Consider the following 16,065-nt stretch of genomic DNA (forward strand, 5'->3'; position numbering starts at 1 on the left):
GCGTACGCCGGCGAAACCAAGACCGGCGCACGCCGGCGGAACCAAGGCCGGCGCGCGCCGGCGGAACAAGTCAAATACCGCCACGTTCATCCCCCGACGAATGTCTCGCTCTCGGAGGATGTCCGCATGCTTGCGCCATCGGGCGAATTGCTGCGCGCGGGCGTGGCGCTCAAGCTCAATCACGTCAAACGCGCCACACGATCCTATCTGCGTGACCGGGCCGACCAGGCGACCGGCACGGTGACGTCATACGCGGTTGCGGCGGGACTGTTCGTGGTGGCCGGCGTGTTCGTTCTGGCGGCTTTGTTCGTCGGCCTGATCGCCCTGTACCGCTGGGTTGCGGTCATTTACGGACAATTCTGGGGGCTCGGCGCCGTCGGCGCCGTGCTGCTGGTGCTGGCGGCGGCCTGCGGCGGCGTGGCCGTGGCTCAGATGAAGCGCCGGACCAAGCCGATCGTGCCGCTTGCCAGCCGCCTGCGCGTGGCGATCGTCTCCCCGCGCATTCCGCGCGGAACGGTCAAGCAGGCGGTGAAGGAGGTCGCGACAACGATTCCTCTGGTGCCGCACGCGCCCGGTGAACGAGGACATCAACGAGGACATGGCGGCGAGGCCTGGCCGGGTCGCGCCAACCGCCCGGTGCAGCTTGGCGTGATGCTCGCAGCCGTCGGGCTGCTGGGCCTCGCGGCGGCGCGCCGGAGGCGCGGCAGGCGTGGATTGGACGCTTGAATGCGTGCGCGGCGCTCCGAGCAGCTCGACAATTGGCTGCTGGTCGCCGCCACCGCAATCTTCGTGCTGACCGCGGAACGCTACTTCCAGGACTCCCGCCTGATTCGATCGGGGCCTCCGCAAGACCACCGGAACAACGAGGGGAATTCGCCGGAAACGAGCCCGGCCGGCGCAGCCCTCGAGCCCGGCCGCGGCCGCCGCTCGAAAAGCCCGTTCGCGATTCCCTGGGCAGGCTGGAAGGACATCCTCTGGCGTACCTATCAGCGCATCGACGACGATCGCCTGCTCGCGACCGCGGGTGGCGTCGTCTTCTTCGGCCTGCTCGCGGTCTTCCCCGCCGTGACCGCGCTGGTCTCATCCTACGGCCTGTTCGCCGATCCCAAGACGATCAGCGCCAACCTTCAGACGCTCGCGATGATGCTGCCCGAAGGCGCATTCCAGATCGTCGAGGACCAGGTCGCGCGCGTGGTGTCGAACGGCAATACGGCCCTCGGCGTCACCTTTTTGTTCGGCCTCGTGCTTGCGGTCTGGAGCGCCAATGCCGGCGTCAAATCGATCTTCGATGCCCTCAACGTCGCCTATGAGGAGCGCGAGAAGCGCAGCTTCGTCCGGCTGAACTTGATATCGCTCGCCTTCACGGTCGGCGGCATCGCGGCGCTGCTGTTGATGGTGGGCGCCGTGGTCGCCTTCCCGCTCGCGCTCGATCATCTCGGCATCGCGCCCGAGAGCAAGCTGATCGTCGCTCTCGCGCGATGGCCGTTGCTGTTCGTCATTCTGCTTGCGGCGCTTGCCGTGCTCTACCGCTTCGCGCCCAGCCGCGACGCGCCGCGCTGGCAATGGCTGAGCATCGGCGCGGTGGCGGCCGCCATGCTCTGGATCGCCGGCTCGGCGCTGCTGTCCTGGTATCTCTCGGCATTCGCCAACTACAACGTCACCTACGGCTCGCTCGGGGCGGCGATCGGCCTGATGATGTGGATGTGGATGTCGGCGATCGTCATCATGTTCGGCGCCGAACTGAACTCGGAGATCGAACGGCAGACATTGCGGGACACGACCACCGGGCGGCCCAAGCCGCTCGGCGGCCGCGAGGCCGTTGCGGCCGACACGGTCGGCGCCGCCGCGCCATCTGATCCCATGGTCAGGCCGGGCGCCCGGCCTGACCTATCACGACGGCAATTCAGCGTTTGCTGATCACCGCCTCCAGATATTCGCTATGCACCACGACCGTGCCGTCATCGGCATGGTTGAACTCGCCGAGCAGGTCCATGAGATCGCGCCGCAGCGCGGCCTGGCCGGTCTCGTCGAGCGCGGCGAAGGCCTTCAGCATCGGCCCGTAAAAGGACTTGAACACGTCGAGCCAGTGCTCGGGCGAGCGATAGCGGAACACGAACATGCGCGGTTCGGCGGCGATCTCCGATGCCTGGCCGCCGAACATCTCCTCAAGCCGTGCCGCCGTGCCCCACAGCGCCGGCGACTTCACACCGGCCGGAGGCGGCAGATGCTTGCCGATGGTCTTGAAGAGCTGGCCGATAAAACCCTGCGGCGTCCAGTTGGCGAGGCCGATCTTGCCACCGGGCTTGCAGACCCGCGCCAGCTCGGCAGCCGCCTTGTCCTGATCCGGCGTGAACATGACGCCGAAGGTCGAGAGCACGACGTCGTAGCTCGCATCCGCAAACGGCAGCGCTTCGGCATCCGCCTCGCGGAATTCGATCATCAGATGCTCCGCCGCCGCCCGCTCGCGGCCGCGCTTGAGCAGCGCGGGAACATAGTCGGTGGAGGTGACGTCGCACCAGCGCCGGGCCGCCGCCAGTGTCGCATTGCCGTTGCCGGCGGCGACGTCCAGCACCTTGCTGCCCGCGCGCAGGTCGAGCGCCTCGCAGAGCTGCTCGCCGACGATCTGCAGGGTGGTGCCGACGACGGCATAGTCGCCGGACGACCAGGCGCCGTGCTGGCGCTGCTTGACGGCGGCGAGATCGGGTTGGGCTGCGACCGGCTTGAGTGCGGCGGATGTCGACATGGCAATCTCCTGCGGTTGAAAACGCCGGGACGATAGGGCGCATGCGGGTCGCTGGCCTTGAGACGGGCGTTATTTTACGCTGAGAGCACCTTGATTTCCGAGCGAAAGCCGAGGTGACGCGTGGCATATCGGTTCGAGGAGTTCGTGCTTGATCCCGAGCGCCGCGAATTGCGGCGGGCGGACACGCTCATCGCGCTCGAGCCCCAGGTGTTCGATCTCCTGCTCTATCTGGTCCGCAACCGCGAGCGTGTGGTGACGCGGGACAATCTGCTCGATGCGATCTGGAACGGCCGCGTCGTCTCGGAATCGACGCTGACCAGCCGGATCAACGCCGCACGGCGCGCAATCGGCGATTCCGGCGAGGAGCAGCGGCTGATCCGCACCGTCGCGCGCAAGGGCGTGCGCTTCGTCGCCGAGGCGACCGAGCTCGCTCATGCCACCACGCCGGCGGCGCTGGGCGGGCCAGCCGGCGCGGAGGCGGCTGGACTGCCGCTGCCCGACCGCCCCGCGATCGCCGTCCTGCCCTTCACCAACATGAGCGGCGAGGCCGAGCAGGATTATTTTTCCGACGGCATCAGCGAGGACATCATCACCGCGCTGTCGAAGCTGCGCTGGTTCTTCGTCATCGCCCGCAACTCCTCCTTCGTCTACAAGGGCCGCACGGTTCACCTGCGCCAGGTCGCCGAGGAGCTCGGCGTGCGCTATGTCGTCGAAGGCAGCGTCCGCAAGGAAGGCGGCCGCGTCCGCATCACCGCACAGCTCAACGACGTCGCCACCGGCAGCCATCTCTGGGCCGAACGCTACGACCGCGAACTCGCCGACGTCTTCGCCGTGCAGGACGAGATCACCGAACGCATCGTCGCGGCGATCGAGCCGCAGCTCTATGCCGCGGAGAGCTTTCGCGCCCAGCGCAAGCCGCCTGGCAGCATGGATGCCTGGGACCTGCTAATGCGCGCGCTCTCGCATTACTGGCGCGTGACGCGGCAGGACCACATGGTTGCGCAGGCCCTGCTCGAAAAAGCCATCGCGCTCGACCCGAACTACGGCAAGGCGCTCGGACTGCTCGGCACCAGCTACATGTTCACGGCACATATGGGCTGGATGGAGATGGACGCCGCAATGCCGGTCGCCGAGCGCGCGGCGCGGGCCGCGATCCGGGCCGACGACGAGGATGCCTGGGCGCACAATGCGCTCGGCCATGTCGACCTGTTCGCGCGGCGGTTCGAGGATTCGCTCGCCGAATTCGAGACCGCGCTGCGGCTCAATCCGAATTTTGCGCTGGCGCAGGGCTATTATGGCCTGGCGCTCGGCTATTGCGGCCGCTGGCAGGATGCCGACGAGGCCGCGCGCCGGGCCATCCGCCTCAGCCCACGCGACCCCTACGCGCCGGTCTATTTCGGCATCGCCGCCTATGCCCGCTTTCTTGGCGGCGACGACGAGGAAGCCATCCGGCTCGCACAGGAGGCCTTGCGCCAGCGCGGCGACTTCGTCGGCGCGCACCGGGTGCTGACCGCGGCCGCCGGCATGGCGGGTCACGGCGAGATCGCCCGCGCGGCACTGAAGGAACTCCGCCGCGCCCAGCCGAACGTCTCGCTCGCCTGGATCGCGGAGTTCATGCCGATCAAGCTCGCCCCCGACCGCGAGCGCTATCTCGAAGGCTTTCGCCGGGCTGGCCTGACCTAAGCCGCGAAGCAGCCGCTATCCCCTCGAATCAACAATGATGTTAGGGTGATGCGGCTTGGGGGAGCATGAGACGTGACGGCGCCGGACCAGGCCCGTGCTTTCCCGGGGTGAGGCAGTCCAGCACTTGAGGCGTAACGCGCGGCATGATTCGCATTTCGACGATCTTCATCGCCATCTGCATGGTTCTGGTCGCGGCCTCGCTCGGGCTAGTCCTCTACTCGGTCGCAGGCATCAGCGGAACCGAATCCGCGATCGTGGCGCTGACCGCGCTGACCTTCCTGATCCTCTACAACGCGGTGTCGATGCGGCTGCGCGACCGCAGCGACGTCGGCGGCCAGATCGCCGATCTGTCGCGCGGCACCGCCGACCTCGCCCGCCAGGTGGCCGAGTTCGGCCGCCGGCTCGCGGCGGTGGAAGGGCGCATCGTCTCCTCCAATTCGACCAACTCCGACCGGATCCAGTCGGTGGTCGGCGAGATCAACGAGCTCGGCGGGCTGGTGAGGCAGCTCGCCGCCACCGTGTCCGCCCACGAGGACCTGCTGGCTGACGGCACCCCGCCTTCTCCCGCTCCGGTCGCCAGGCCGGAACCGGAGCCGACGCTCGACCTGATCGCGGCGGTCGAGGAGCGGCCGGTTGCGCCGCCCCCGCGGCCGGCAGTACCGCGGCCCGCGCCGCCGCTGGTCCAGGCCCCCGGCGGGCGCAACCAGACCCAGTTGCTGGCCACGCTGCGCAACGCCATCGACGAGAACCGCATCGACATCTTCCTCCAGCCGATGGTGACGCTGCCGCAGCGCAAGGTGCGCTTCTACGAGGCGATGACGCGGGTGCGCGACGAACGCGACCAGCTGATCGTCGCCGAGGACTTCATCAGCATCGCCGAGGCCTCCGGGCTGATCGGGCGCATCGACAACATGGTGATGCTGCGCTGTGTGCAGGTGCTGCGCCGGCTGATGGTGCGCAACAAGGATGTCGGCGTGTTCTGCAACGTCGCCGCCTCCACGCTCGGCAACTCCACCACCTTCGCGCAGTGCCTCGATTTCCTCGAAGCCAACCGGGCGCTGGCGCCGTCGCTGGTGCTGGAATTCAAGCAATCGACCTTCCGCAATCTCGGCCCGGCCGAGACCGAGAACCTCGCAGCCCTCGCCCAGCGCGGTTTCCGCTTCTCGATCGACCATGTCACGGACCTCAGGATCGAGCCGCGCGAGCTCGCCGACCGCGGCGTGCGCTTCATCAAGGTCCCCGCCTCCCTGCTGCTCGACCCCAGGCAGGCCTCGACCTCCGACATCCACCCGTCCGACCTGTCGGACCTGCTCGGCCGCTTCGGCATCGACCTGATCGCCGAGCGGATCGAGGGCGAGCGCGCGGTGGTCGACCTGCTCGACTATGACGTGCGGTTCGGCCAGGGCTTTCTGTTCGCGCCGCCCCGGCCATTGCGGCCGGAGGGGGCGTCTGCTACCGGCGGGGCCTCGCCCACCCAGGCTCAGGACACTCAGGGAACCAATGGCTCCGGTACACAAAGCTCAGGCGCGACGTCTGCCGCGCCTCCGCCCCAGCGCATCACCGGCAGCGCGGCGCTTGCGCGCCGCATCTGATCGGCCGCGCGCGTCATGACCACGCTGCATTTCGCCGAAAGCCTGCGCGAGCTCGTGGGCGGCGTCGACGTCGTGCTCAGCGATATCTGGGGCGTGGTCCATAACGGCCTGGAATCCTTCCCCGAGGCCTGCGAGGCGCTGCACACCTATCGCAGCCGCGGCGGTACGGTGATCCTGATCACCAACGCGCCGCGCCCGGCCGACTCGGTACAGCGGCAATTGCGCAAGCTCGGTGTCGCCGACGAGACCTATGACGCGATCGTCTCCTCCGGCGATCTGACGCGGCTCTATGTCGCCGAGCACCCCGGACGAAAAATGTTCTGGCTCGGCCCCGAGCGCGACAACTCGATCTATCGCGGCCTCGATGCCAAGACCGCGCCGCTGGAAGAGGCCGACTACATCGTCTGCACCGGCCTCTATGACGACGAGACCGAGACGGCGGAAGATTATCGCGGCATGATGCTGAAGGCCCGCGAGCGCAAGCTGACGCTGGTCTGCGCCAATCCCGATATCGTGGTGGAGCGTGGCGACCGCCTGATCTACTGCGCCGGCGCGATCGCGGAGCTCTATCGCGAGCTCGGCGGCGAGGTGATCTTCTACGGCAAGCCGCACCGGCCGATCTACGAGCGCGCGATGGCGCTGGCCGGCGAACGCCAGGGCCACCAGATCGATCGGAAGAAGGTGCTGGCGATCGGCGATTCCGTCCGCACCGACCTCACCGGCGCGCGCGAATTCGGCATCGACTGCCTGTTCGTCACCCGCGGCATCCATTCCGAGGAGTTCGAGGGCCTCGACCAGCTCGATCCGGCTTCCGTGACGGAATTGTTCGGCCACCCGCCGAAGGCGCTGATGCGCGAATTGAAGTGGTGATTTTCTAGTTTCCGTCATTCCGGGGCGATGCGAAGCATCGAACCCGGAATCTCGAGATTCCGGGTTCAGTGCTGACGCACTGCCCCGGAACGACGGCGGATAACGCCAGACGCCCGGGACAAGCCCGGGCATGACGATCCCAATGGAAGATTGTTGTCCGGCGAAGAGCGCGCTTTACGCGCTCGCCATGTCCGGGAAGACCGCCTCGATCTTGGTCTTCAGCGTCGCCGCGTTGAACGGCTTTACGATGTAGTTGTTCACACCGGCCTTCTTGGCGGCGATCACGTTCTCGGTCTTGGATTCCGCCGTGATCATGATGAAGGGCGTGGTGGCGAGGTTGGGATCGGCGCGCACTTCGCGCAGCAGATCGTAGCCCGTCATCGGCTCCATGTTCCAGTCGGAGATCACGAGCCCATATTTCTTGCCGCGCATCTTGTTGAGCGCCGCCGAGCCATCGCTGGCATCGTCGATGTTATCAAAGCCAAGCTGCTTCAGCAGATTCCTGATGATACGGATCATGGTGCTGTAGTCGTCCACCACCAGAACCGGCATCGACAAATCAACCGCCATCTCGACTCCCCCAAACGCAAACCCAGGAATATTACGATCGGACCGGCCGGGACGGAGCCCGGCGGTTCCACATGCAAGGACTAGCACCAAGGCGTTAAACAGCCCGTTAACTGGGGCGACCCTGGCAGGATTGAAATCGTGTTCAATGCGGTCGCATCCCCCCGCTTGACTTCATCCGGCCGGTCAAGCCACGGTCCCGGCCCGTCCTGCCCGGCTCGAGAATTCCCCTGATGGCCCCGCATTTTACCGTTATCCGCGACACCACGCCGGATTCCGCGATCCTGAGGGGGGCCGTAGTCGCCATGGGCAATTTCGACGGCGTTCATCTCGGCCACCGGGCGGTGATCGCCGCAGCCCTGGAAATGGGCCGCGCGCATGGCCGCCCTGCACTGGCGTTGACCTTCGAGCCGCATCCGCGCCGGTTTTTCAGCCCCAACACCCCGCAATTCCGCCTGACGGACGAGCCTGCCAAGCTGCGGCTCCTGGCCGGCACCGGGCTTGCCGGCACCGTGGTCATGACCTTCGACAAGGCCCGCGCCGGGACCACCGCGCAAGATTTCATTTACCATGAGCTGATCGGGCGCCTCGGGGTGAGCGGCATTGCGGTCGGCTACGACTTTCATTTCGGCAAGGGACGGGTCGGCTCGCCGAGCCTCCTGGTCAACGAGGCGCCCCGGCTCGGCATCGAGGTCGACGTGCAGCCGCATGTCGATATCGACGAGCGGCCGGTCTCCTCCAGCGCCATCCGGATCGCACTCGCCGAGGGCCAACTCGACGAGGCCACCGCCATGCTGGGCGGGCCCTGGTTCATCACCGGCGAGGTGATCCACGGCGAAAAGCGCGGCCGCGACCTCGGCTATCCCACCGCCAACATCCGGCTGGATGCCAATTGTGGGTTGAAGCACGGTATCTATGCGGTACGGGTCGGCCGCGGCACGGAGCGCCTCGACGGGGTGGCCAGCTTCGGCCGGCGCCCGACTTTCGACAATGGCGCCCCGCTCCTGGAAATCTTCCTGTTCGACTTCAAGGGCGACCTTTACGGGCAGGCGCTCGACTGCGCCTTCATCGGCTTCATCCGCGAGGAGCTGAAATTCGACAGCCTGGAGGCCCTGATCCGCCAGATGGACGACGATTCCGCCCGCGCCCGCGCCATGCTGGCGGCCGCGCCGGATGCGTTTCCGAGGCTAGGGGCGATCGATTGAGGGCCCCAGACCGGCCCGCCGGGCTTTGCGCTTCCCCGGCCCGGCTGCTATGGAGAGCCCATGTTTGCGCGGCGCATCATAGGGATTAGCGGCCCGGCTTCCGCCTGAGCCTTCGGCTCGGCGCAAGACCGGGATGTTGTCGTTCCACCCCGCGATTCCGCATCGCCATCTTTTCCCGCGCCCTTCCGAGCCAGTCAGCCTCATGTCCGAAAAGCCGCAAAAGTCCGACGCCCAAAAGTCCGACGCCAAAGACTATTCGAAAACCCTGTTCCTGCCGCAGACGGAGTTCCCGATGCGCGCCGGCCTGCCGCAGCGCGAGCCGGAGATCCTGAAATACTGGAACGACATCGGCCTCTACGACAAGCTGCGCCAGGAAGCCCAAGGCCGCGCCAAATTCGTGCTGCATGACGGCCCGCCCTACGCCAACGGCAACATCCATATCGGGCACGCGCTGAACAAGATCCTCAAGGACGTCGTGACCAAGAGCCAGCAGATGCTCGGCTTCGACTCCAACTACGTGCCCGGCTGGGACTGCCACGGCCTGCCGATCGAATGGAAGATCGAGGAGGAGAACTACCGCTCCAAGGGCAAGCAGAAGCCCGATTTCCGCGACTCCGCCGCGATGGTGGCGTTCCGGAAAGAGTGCCGCGCCTATGCGACGCACTGGATCAACGTGCAGCGCGAGGAATTCAAGCGGCTCGGCATCATCGGCGACTGGGATCATCCCTATCAGACGATGAGCTATCCCGCCGAAGCGCAGATCGCCCGCGAGCTGATGAAGTTCGCCGCCAACGGCACGCTGTATCGCGGCTCCAAGCCGGTGATGTGGAGCGTGGTCGAGAAGACCGCGCTCGCGGAGGCGGAGGTTGAGTACGAGGACTACACCTCCGACATGGTGTGGGTGAAATTCCCGGTCACGTCGCCCGCGCATGGCGCGCTCGCCAATGCCTCGGTCGTGATCTGGACCACCACGCCCTGGACGCTGCCCGGCAACCGCGCCATCAGCTTCTCGCCGAAAATCGCGTACGGTCTGTTTGAGGTCACCGATGCACCATCAGACAATTGGGCAAAGAATGGCGATCTGCTGATCCTCGCCGATGCGCTCGCCGAAGGCGTGTTCAAGCAGGCGCGCGTCACGGCCTATAAGAAGGTGCGCGATATCCCGGCCGATACGCTTGACGCTGTGGAATGCGCCCATCCGTTGCGCGGTTTTGGCGGCGGTTATGAGTTTACCGTGCCGCTGCTCGCCGGTGAGCATGTCACCGACGATACCGGCACCGGCTTCGTGCACACCGCGCCGAGCCACGGCCGCGAGGACTTCGACGTCTGGACGGCCAATACCCGCGAGCTGGATGCGCGCGGCATCTCGACCGCCATCCCCTATACCGTCGACGAGAACGGCGCCTTCACCGCACAGGCCCCTGGCTTCACCGGCAAGCGCGTGCTCACCGACAAGGGCGAGAAGGGCGATGCCAACGAGGCCGTGATCAAGGCGCTGATCGAGGCCGGCAAGCTGCTGGCGCGCGGCCGCCTCAAGCACCAGTATCCGCATTCCTGGCGCTCGAAGAAGCCGGTGATCTTCCGCAACACGCCGCAATGGTTCATCGCGATGGACAAGGAAATCAGCGAGGATGGCCACGCGAAGAAGGGCGACACGCTGCGCGCCCGCGCGCTGCATGCGATCTCGGTCACGCAATGGGTGCCGCCGTCGGGCGAGAACCGCATCAACGGCATGATCGCCAACCGTCCGGACTGGGTGATCTCGCGCCAGCGCGSCTGGGGCGTGCCGATTGCCGTGTTCGTGCGCGAGAAGAGCGACGGCTCGGCCGAGATCCTGCAAGACGAGATCGTCAACCAGCGCATCACGGAGGCCTTCATGGAGGAAGGCGCCGACGCCTGGTACATGCAGGGCGCCCGCGAGCGCTTCCTCGGGTCCCGCGCGAACGAGGACTGGAAGAAGGTCGACGACATCTGCGACGTCTGGTTCGATTCCGGATCCACGCACGCCTTCGTGCTCGAGGATCGGCAGAACTTCCCGCAGCTCGGCAACATCGTCCGCAAGGTCGACGGCGGCAGCGACACCGTGATGTATCTCGAAGGCAGCGACCAGCATCGCGGCTGGTTTCATTCCTCGCTGCTGGAAAGCGCCGGCACGCGCGGCCGCGCGCCCTACGACATCGTGCTGACCCACGGCTTCACGCTCGACGAGAACGGCCGCAAGATGTCGAAGTCGATCGGCAACACCGTCGAGCCGCAGAAGGTGATCAAGGATTCGGGCGCGGACATCCTGCGCCTGTGGGTCTGCGCCACCGACTATGCCGACGACCAGCGCATCGGCCCGGAGATCCTGAAGAACACCATCGAGACCTATCGCAAGCTGCGCAACACCGTGCGCTGGATGCTCGGAACGTTGCATCATTACAAGCCGGCCGAGGCGGTCGCGCACGCCGACATGCCGGAACTCGAGCGGCTGATGCTGCACGAGCTCGCGGTCCGCGCCGGCACGATCCGCGAGGCCTATCAGGAGTTCGACTACAAGACCGTGGTCGCGACCCTGTCCGCCTTCCTGAACAGCGAGCTCTCCGCGTTCTATTTCGACATCCGCAAGGACACGCTGTATTGCGATCCGCCGTCCTCGCCGACGCGCAAGGCGGCGCTGACGACGATCGACCTGCTGTGCAATTCGATCCTGAAATGGCTGGCGCCGATCCTGAGCTTCACCACGGATGAGGCCTGGCGGATGTACCGGCCCGATGCCGAGCCCTCGGTGCATCTGACGCTGTTTCCGGAGGATCTCGACAAGCTGCGCGATGACAAGCTCGCCGCGAAGTGGGAGGCAATCCGCAACGTCCGCCGCGTCGTCACCGGGGCGCTGGAGCTCGAACGCGCCGCCAAGAACATCGGCTCGTCGCTCGAGGCCTCGCCGGTCATCTATATCGCTGACCGCGACATGCTGGCGACGCTGTTCGACGTCGATCTCGCCGAAATCTGCATCACGTCGAACTACGAGGTGCGCGAGAGTGAGGCGCCTGCGGCTGCGTTCCGTCTCGATGCCGTGCCCGGTGTGGCGGTCGTGGTGGAGAAAGCAGTCGGCACCAAATGCGCCCGCTCCTGGAAGATTTCGCCGACGGTCGGCGAAGACCCTGAGTACCCCGACGTCACCCCGCGCGATGCCAAGGCGCTGCGCGAATGGAAGGCGCTGGGGGTGGGGGTCTGATTTTGTGTCGTCCCGGCGAAGGCCKGGACCCATAACCACCACAAGGCCGTCGCGGTGGTGGCGCTGGCGATCTGGATGGCCCGGTCGCACACCTTGCTTGCCACCGTCGCGCTCGGACTGATCATCGGCGGCGCCATCGGCAACGGCATCGACCGCCTGGCCTATGGCGCGGTGGTCGATTTCGCCCTGTTTCATATCGAAATCGGCGGAAATACCTATAACTGGTACGTCTTTAACCTCGCCGACGTGGCCATCGTTGCTGGGGTGGCGGCCCTATTGTATGATTCCTTCCTGGGGGTACCCGCCGCAAAAGCGCCCTGATCCCAGCCGATACGGGCCGGCGGGTGGAACCTTGCTTGGCGAGGTCGGCCGTGCGCGACACRGCAATCTGCCACAATTTGGAACAGGTACAGTGATGCGCAGCTCCGAGACCAGTGTTTCGATGGTTCGAGACCCCAGGCAGGGGCTTTGGCGGGCACTGAAATTGTCCGCTGTGGCGCTCGGCATCGGGCTCGTGATGTCGGCAGGCGCGGTCCGCGCCGGTGACGACGGCGACGATGATGACGATATGACCTTCGAAGAGAAGCTCATCGACAATCTGATGTCCGGCATCGGCGCCAAGAGCATGGAGAAGAAGGGTATCGAGTACCGCGAGCGGTCGCCGCTGGTGGTGCCGCCCAAGCTCGACCTGCCGCCGCCCGTCGAGACCCAGGCCAAGGCCGCGCCGAACTGGCCGAAGGACCCGGACGAGAGGCGCCGCAAGGAGGCGATCGCCCAGCGGAAGAAGGCGGTCAAGGCGACCGAGAACTGGCAGGCCGCCCAGCCGCTGACGCCCGCCGAAATGAAGGCCGGCCAGACGGCTGCGCCTGAGCGCACGAGCAACGATCCGATCCAGCCGGGCACCAACGGCAACCCGTCGCTGATGCCGGCCGAGCTCGGTTTCACCGGCGGCCTGTGGAACATGATGAAGGGCGGCAAGGGCGAGACCAAGCAATTCACGAGCGAGCCGCCGCGCCAGTCGCTGGTCGAGCCGCCGCCGGGCTACCAGACGCCTTCGCCGAGCTATGCCTATGGCGCCGGCGAGGACAAGTCGCGGCGGACCTATTTCGACATCATGTCCGGCAAGGACAAGGAGTAATAGCGCTCCTTGCCCGCCGCGAGGCCTGACAGCGGCGCGAACCGGACGCCGGCCGCTCATGCACGCCGGACGCGGCCCTTAAATTGCTTATCAGTAACTTGCCTAGGCGTTGAGTTCTCTGCTTCGTGACGCGAAGCCTCAGCCGCACGGTGTACCATGCCGTGCCTCCGAGCCGGACATCCGGGCTCGGCCTTTCACCAGGGATCATGATGTCCGCAAACCGATCGGTTGCCTGCCTTTTTGCCGCGCTGCTTTCGACGAGTGTCCTGACAGCCAACGCCGCCCTCGCCCAGACCACGGTGACATCGGCCCCGCCCGCCAGCTTCACGCTCAGCAACGGCCTCCAGGTCGTGGTGATTCCGGATCACCGCACGCCCGTGGTCACGGAGATGATCTGGTACAAGGTCGGCTCGGCCGACGAGACGCCGGGCAAGTCCGGACTCGCCCACTTCCTCGAACACCTGATGTTCAAGGGTACGCAAAAGCATCCGGCCGGCGAATTCTCCCAGACCGTGCTTCGCGTCGGCGGCAACGAGAACGCCTCGACCTCGGTGGATTACACCAACTATTACCAGCGGGTGCCGAAAGAGCAGCTGCCGACCATGATGGAGTTCGAGGCCGACCGCATGACCGGCCTCATCCTCAAGGACGAGAACGTGCTGCCCGAGCGCGACGTCGTGCTCGAAGAATACAACATGCGCGTCGCCAACAATCCGGACGCGCGGCTGAACGAGCAGATCATGGCCGCGCTCTATCTCAATCATCCCTACGGCCGGCCCGTGATCGGCTGGCACCAGGAGATCGAGAAGCTCGATCGCGAGGATGCGCTGGCCTTCTACCGCCGCTTCTACGCGCCCAACAACGCGATCCTGGTGATCGCCGGCGACGTCGAGGCCGCCGACGTGCGCCCGCTGGTCGAGCGCAATTTCGGCCCGATCCCGGCCCAGCCGGCGATCCCGGCGCGGCGCATCCGCCCGCAGGAGCCGGAGCCGGCCGCGCCGCGCACCGTCACGCTGTCGGATCCGCGCGTCGAGCAGCCCGGCGTGCGCCGCTACTATCTGGTGCCCTCGGCCACGACCGCCGCGGCCGGCGAGAGCGCGGCCCTCGACGTGCTCGCGCAGTTGATGGGCAGCGGCAGCAATTCCTATCTCTACCGTGCGCTCGTCGTCGACAAGCCACTCGCGGTCTCCGCCAGCGCCAGCTATTCGAGCATCTCGCTCGACCCGACCCAGTTCGCGATCTCGGCTTCGCCGAAACCCGGCGTCAGCTTCGCCGAGGTCGAGCAGGTGGTCGACGGCGTCATCGCCGACATCGCGCAGAACCCGGTCCGCGCCGAGGATCTCGAGCGGGTCAAGACCCAGCTGATTGCGGAAGCGATCTACGCCCAGGACAACCAGGCGGTGCTGGCGCGCTGGTATGGCGGCGCACTGACCACGGGCCTGTCGGTCGAGGACATCAGGAGCTGGCCCGACCGCATTCGCGCGGTCACCGCCGATCAGGTTCGCGCCGTTGCGCAGAAATGGCTCGAGAAGAAGCGCTCGGTGACGGGCTATCTGATCAAGGACACCGCGACCACCAAGCGCGAGGAGAAGCGTTCGTGACCTATTCCTTCCTTCGCGCGCGGCGCGCCGCACTGTCCCTTGCCACCGGCGCATTGCTCGCGCTCACTGCGATCTCGCCGTCACAGGCGGCTGCCAAGATCCAGCACCTGACCTCGCCGGGCGGCATCGAAGCCTGGTTCGTCCAGGATGCCACCGTGCCGCTGATCGCCATGGAATATTCCTTTGCCGGCGGCTCGGCGCAGGATCCCAAGGACAAGTCGGGTGTCGCCAATCTGGTCGGCGACCTCCTCGACGAAGGCTCCGGCGATCTCGACTCCAAGACGTTCCACGAGCGGCTGGACCGCCGCGCCATCGAGCTCTCCTTCAGCGCCACCCGCGATTCCTTCCGCGGCAGCCTGCGCATGCTGCGCGACAACAAGGACGAGGCCTTCGACCTGTTGCGGATGGCGTTGACCTCGCCGCATTTCGACACCGCCGATGTCGAGCGCATCCGTTCGCAGGTCATCTCGGGCCTGCGCCGCGAGACCACCAACCCGTCGTCGCTGGCGAGCCGCAAATTCCTGGAGGTCGCCTTCGGCGATCATCCCTATGGCCGGCAGACCAACGGTACGCTCGACAGCGTGCCGACCATCACGGCCGCCGACATGAAGGATTACGTCGGCCGCGTGCTGGCTAAGGACGGGCTGAAGATCGCGGTCGTCGGCGACGTCGATCCGGCCACGCTCGGCAAGCTGCTCGACCACACTTTTGGCGCCCTGCCCGCCAAGGCCAACCTCACGCCGGTCGCCGACGTCGAGGCGGCAAAACCGCCGCAGCGCGCCTTCGTGCCGCTCGACGTGCCGCAGACCGTGATCACCTTCGGTGGCCCCGGCGTGAAGCGGAGCGATCCGAACTTCATGGCGGCCTATGTCGTCAACCACATCCTCGGCGGCGGCGGATTGTCCTCCCGGCTCTATCGCGAGGTCCGCGAGAAGCGCGGGCTGGCCTATTCGGTGTTCGAATCGCTGCTCTGGATGGAGCATTCGGCGGTCTTCATCGGCAATACCGGCACGCGCGCCGACCGTGCCGGCGACACCATCGACGCCATCGAGAAGGAGGTCCGCCGCATCGCCGACGAGGGCCCGACCCAGAAGGAGCTCGACGAGGCCAAGTCCTATCTCAAGGGCTCGCAGATGCTGGCGCTGGATACCTCCTCCAAGCTCGCGCAGGCGCTGTTGCAGTACCAGCAGGACAAGCTGCCGATCGATTATATCGAGAAGCGCAACGCCATCGTCGACGCGGTGACGCTGGATGACGCCAAGGCGGCCGCGAAGCGGCTGTGGGGCCAGGGGCTCCTGACCGTCGTCGTCGGCCGCGCGCCGCAGGCCGCCGCGCAACCGGCGGCCGCGGCGCCCAAGTCGAACTGAATGTCGAACTGACGTCTTCCGCACGCTTTCTGAAATGGCCGGGCTCGCCCGGCCATTTGCGTTTCGCATGAGCGCCATTGCC

12 protein-coding genes and 1 pseudogene are annotated in these 16,065 nt (G+C 66.4%); 11 read left to right on the forward strand and 2 right to left on the reverse strand.

Annotated features, from left to right (window positions below; all coding sequences use genetic code 11):
* Window positions 1–126: 126 nt before the first annotated feature.
* Entirely contained in the window at window positions 127–726 is a 600-nt protein-coding gene (locus ACXJL8_RS09960) for a phage holin family protein (RefSeq protein WP_456623386.1), read from the forward strand.
* Window positions 727–1,917 carry a YihY/virulence factor BrkB family protein gene (locus tag ACXJL8_RS09965; protein WP_456623387.1) on the forward strand — a complete coding sequence of 397 codons (1,191 nt, stop codon included), beginning with the start codon at window positions 727–729 and terminating at the stop codon, window positions 1,915–1,917.
* Here the strand turns inward: ACXJL8_RS09965 and ACXJL8_RS09970 are convergent.
* Window positions 1,904–2,743: a class I SAM-dependent methyltransferase gene (locus tag ACXJL8_RS09970; RefSeq protein WP_456623388.1), complete on the reverse strand. Its 840-nt coding sequence runs from the start codon at window positions 2,741–2,743 to the stop codon at window positions 1,904–1,906. The genes ACXJL8_RS09965 and ACXJL8_RS09970 overlap by 14 nt on opposite strands.
* Window positions 2,744–2,863: 120 nt before the next feature.
* Between ACXJL8_RS09970 and ACXJL8_RS09975 the strand changes: the two genes are divergently transcribed.
* The 3 genes from ACXJL8_RS09975 (at window position 2,864) to ACXJL8_RS09985 (ending at window position 6,888) form a co-directional block, all read left to right on the forward strand.
* Window positions 2,864–4,426 (forward strand): winged helix-turn-helix domain-containing tetratricopeptide repeat protein, encoded by a 1,563-nt coding sequence (locus ACXJL8_RS09975; RefSeq protein WP_456623389.1) that lies wholly within the window; start codon window positions 2,864–2,866, stop codon window positions 4,424–4,426.
* A gap of 143 nt (window positions 4,427–4,569) precedes the next feature.
* On the forward strand, window positions 4,570–6,018 hold the full coding sequence (locus ACXJL8_RS09980) for an EAL domain-containing protein (protein ID WP_456684942.1): 1,449 nt from the start codon (window positions 4,570–4,572) through the stop codon (window positions 6,016–6,018).
* Between the two features lie 15 nt (window positions 6,019–6,033).
* Window positions 6,034–6,888 (forward strand): TIGR01459 family HAD-type hydrolase, encoded by an 855-nt coding sequence (locus ACXJL8_RS09985; RefSeq protein WP_456623391.1) that lies wholly within the window; start codon window positions 6,034–6,036, stop codon window positions 6,886–6,888.
* A 174-nt stretch (window positions 6,889–7,062) separates the two neighbouring features.
* Here ACXJL8_RS09985 and ACXJL8_RS09990 read toward each other — a convergent pair whose 3' ends face one another.
* Window positions 7,063–7,458 (reverse strand): response regulator, encoded by a 396-nt coding sequence (locus ACXJL8_RS09990; protein WP_027551917.1) that lies wholly within the window; start codon window positions 7,456–7,458, stop codon window positions 7,063–7,065.
* A gap of 230 nt (window positions 7,459–7,688) precedes the next feature.
* Here ACXJL8_RS09990 and ACXJL8_RS09995 point away from each other — a divergent pair, with 230 nt between their 5' ends.
* The 6 genes and pseudogenes from ACXJL8_RS09995 (at window position 7,689) to ACXJL8_RS10020 (ending at window position 15,983) form a co-directional block, all read left to right on the forward strand.
* Window positions 7,689–8,660, forward strand: coding sequence for a bifunctional riboflavin kinase/FAD synthetase (locus tag ACXJL8_RS09995; protein WP_456623392.1), 972 nt, complete (start codon window positions 7,689–7,691; stop codon window positions 8,658–8,660).
* Between the two features lie 202 nt (window positions 8,661–8,862).
* On the forward strand, window positions 8,863–11,877 hold the full coding sequence (gene ileS, locus ACXJL8_RS10000; protein WP_456684943.1) for an isoleucine--tRNA ligase: 3,015 nt from the start codon (window positions 8,863–8,865) through the stop codon (window positions 11,875–11,877).
* Between the two features lie 42 nt (window positions 11,878–11,919).
* Window positions 11,920–12,198: pseudogene (locus ACXJL8_RS10005) on the forward strand (signal peptidase II); the annotation flags it as partial.
* A 94-nt stretch (window positions 12,199–12,292) separates the two neighbouring features.
* A complete protein-coding gene (locus ACXJL8_RS10010; protein WP_456617569.1) occupies window positions 12,293–13,015 on the forward strand; it encodes a hypothetical protein in 723 nt (240 codons plus the stop codon).
* A gap of 209 nt (window positions 13,016–13,224) precedes the next feature.
* The gene (locus ACXJL8_RS10015; RefSeq protein ID WP_456617555.1) at window positions 13,225–14,616 is read left to right on the forward strand and encodes a M16 family metallopeptidase; all 1,392 of its coding nucleotides are present in this window, start codon (window positions 13,225–13,227) and stop codon (window positions 14,614–14,616) included.
* Window positions 14,613–15,983: a M16 family metallopeptidase gene (locus tag ACXJL8_RS10020; RefSeq protein ID WP_456617554.1), complete on the forward strand. Its 1,371-nt coding sequence runs from the start codon at window positions 14,613–14,615 to the stop codon at window positions 15,981–15,983. Before ACXJL8_RS10015 ends, ACXJL8_RS10020 begins: the two co-directional genes overlap by 4 nt.
* The last annotated feature ends 82 nt before the right edge of the window (window positions 15,984–16,065 follow it).

This window comes from Bradyrhizobium sp. P5_C11_2 (assembly GCF_054049755.1).